Annotated in this window: 3 protein-coding genes; all 3 read left to right on the plus strand. The window is 40.6% G+C overall.

From position 1 onward, the window contains the following. Positions 1 to 141: hypothetical protein (locus PX484_RS26105; RefSeq protein WP_502882765.1), on the plus strand; the 141-nt coding region annotated here is incomplete at its 5' end. 419 nt (positions 142 to 560) lie between these two features. Then, a complete protein-coding gene (locus PX484_RS18380) occupies positions 561 to 905 on the plus strand; it encodes a hypothetical protein (protein ID WP_287764560.1) in 345 nt (114 codons plus the stop codon). A 78-nt stretch (positions 906 to 983) separates the two neighbouring features. Then, positions 984 to 2193 (plus strand): DUF790 family protein (locus PX484_RS18385; protein ID WP_288105035.1); only part of this gene is annotated, 1210 nt, incomplete at its 3' end.

The raw sequence follows: 2193 nt of genomic DNA on the forward strand, positions 1-2193 counted from the left end.
CAAATCACGCCAGAAATCGAAAACGGAATTAATGAACTCCTCGCTCGTCTTGGCTACGTTTCCGATGTGGATTACGAGGCCCTAGAGTTACTCATGGATGAAATGGACGAGGGCCGGATTAATCTCGTTCCGCGTCGGTAAATTCAGTTATCAGTTATCAGTTATCAGTTATCAGTAGAGAAAGACATTGCTGCGATTTTTGTCAATTGTTTTCGCTCAAGAACGAACGCATCAATTAAGTATCTTACCAGATAAAGATTTGGTCGATTTAAGCCCCCCGATCGAACCAGACCAAGTAACGAAGAACCTCACTGATACCAAATCCGTTTTTAATAGTGTGATTAACTCTCAAGTTATGAATTGTTTCTCCCCACACCCCACACCCTACACCCTACACCCCACACCCCACTATCCTATACTTTTTAAACAGGATTTAGTATGATTACTGATTACTGTTTACTGTTTACTGATTACCGAACCATCCGCCAAAACCCAATTTCCCCAAATTTCCCCAAATTAATATAATTAACTTCAGGCCTTCTCCTAACCTGATTTTTTCGATGATTCCTTTAACTCTTAATCTCTTGCAAGGTTCCGTTACTTTTCGTTTCAGTCCCAGTGCTGCTCTGGATTTGCAAAGGGAAATTAACATTTTACTCGATCGCCTGAAAGCGATCGCCAGTAATGCCGCTAGTGGGGGTAAACCCCAACCCCAAAAACCGCTGGAATATCAGCACACTGGTGATGTATTTCTGGAAGTGTTTTGTAATCCCAATATTTATCCGAGTCCTTTTTCGGCTAAAGTTTTGTTAACGGTTCGTGATGATCGCCTACGCTTAACCACAGAAGCAGAATTAACCCGTTTAATCGAGGATTTAGAGCGTTATATCGACCAAAATAGTTAGAATCGGGGGATTTTTGGGGTTTCGACCTTTCCCTGTCGTCCCACCTCTCCCCATCTGATTATTCTTCTCTAGCTTGCCATGTTACCGACCGATTTATTGATTTCCCGTCAAAATGGCGAGACAATTATTCCCAAACGCTTACCGCTCGCTGGCGACTATCTGGCGATCGCCAAAGAACAAATCAGCTGTTTTCAGGAAAGTATCGGTGAAACTAAGGGAGAATTAAGCCAAAAACTCCTAATCTTGGAGGGAGACAGTCCCGATTATAAAATTAAACGGGGATTTGCTCACCTATTAACCAATCATTTTGCCACCTTTGAGATTATTAGTCCCTTAGAACCGCAGGAATTAAGAAAAAGAGTTTTTGAACAAGCGGCTAACTTTGTCCCTATTCCCCAAAATCGATCGCTAATTCTGGGGAAAATTGCCCAGCAACTCAGCCAAGAATTAAATCAAGAAATTTTTCCAGTGGCTCTAGAAAAAGGACTCTATGCTGATTTAGCGGAGAATAAAATTCTCACTCAATTTGATGCTCCCACCCCCGAAAACTTAATTCATCGTTTTAACCTCTCGCAAATTCAAGGGATTTTTTATCGGGCCACTTATTTAATTATTAACGTCCACCGCAACGATCCGGGGGAATATAAATATCTCTTTCGCTATCTAAAACTATTTCGTTTAATGACTTATATCGAAGGGGATGCCGACACGGGATTTACTATTACTATCGATGGTCCCACCAGTTTATTTAAAGCTAATAGTCGTTATGGCATTGAAATCGCTAAATTAATTCCTGCCTTACTCCATGTGACTCACTGGAATTTGAAGGCACAATTACAGTATAAAGATTCCTATACAGGAACTATTAAAAAACAACAGTTCAATTTAGAGGATAACTGTGGTCTGGTGTCCCATTATTCCCCGGGTAAACCCTACGATAGTATGTTAGAGGAATCTTTCGCTAAACGTTGGTTACAGTTAAAAACTGAATGGCAACTAGAAAGGGAAGTTGATTTATTGCCTTTACCCGGAGGAGTGATGATTCCCGATTTCCGTTTAGTACATCCCGATGGTCGCGTTTTTCTCCTGGAAATTGTTGGTTATTGGCGACCAGAATACCTACAAAAGAAATTTTTACAGGTCAAATCGGCCCAAGCAAACAATCTAATTTTAGCCGTATCGGAACGGTTAAATCTAGAAAAAGCTGGAGTTAAATTTCAAAATCTACCCGCTCAGGTTATCTGGTTTAAAGATAAATTATCACCCCAAGCAGTGTTAGAAGTTTTAA

It is taken from the genome of Microcystis sp. M49636_WE2 (assembly GCF_030065375.1).
Lineage (GTDB): Bacteria > Cyanobacteriota > Cyanobacteriia > Cyanobacteriales > Microcystaceae > Microcystis > Microcystis aeruginosa_C.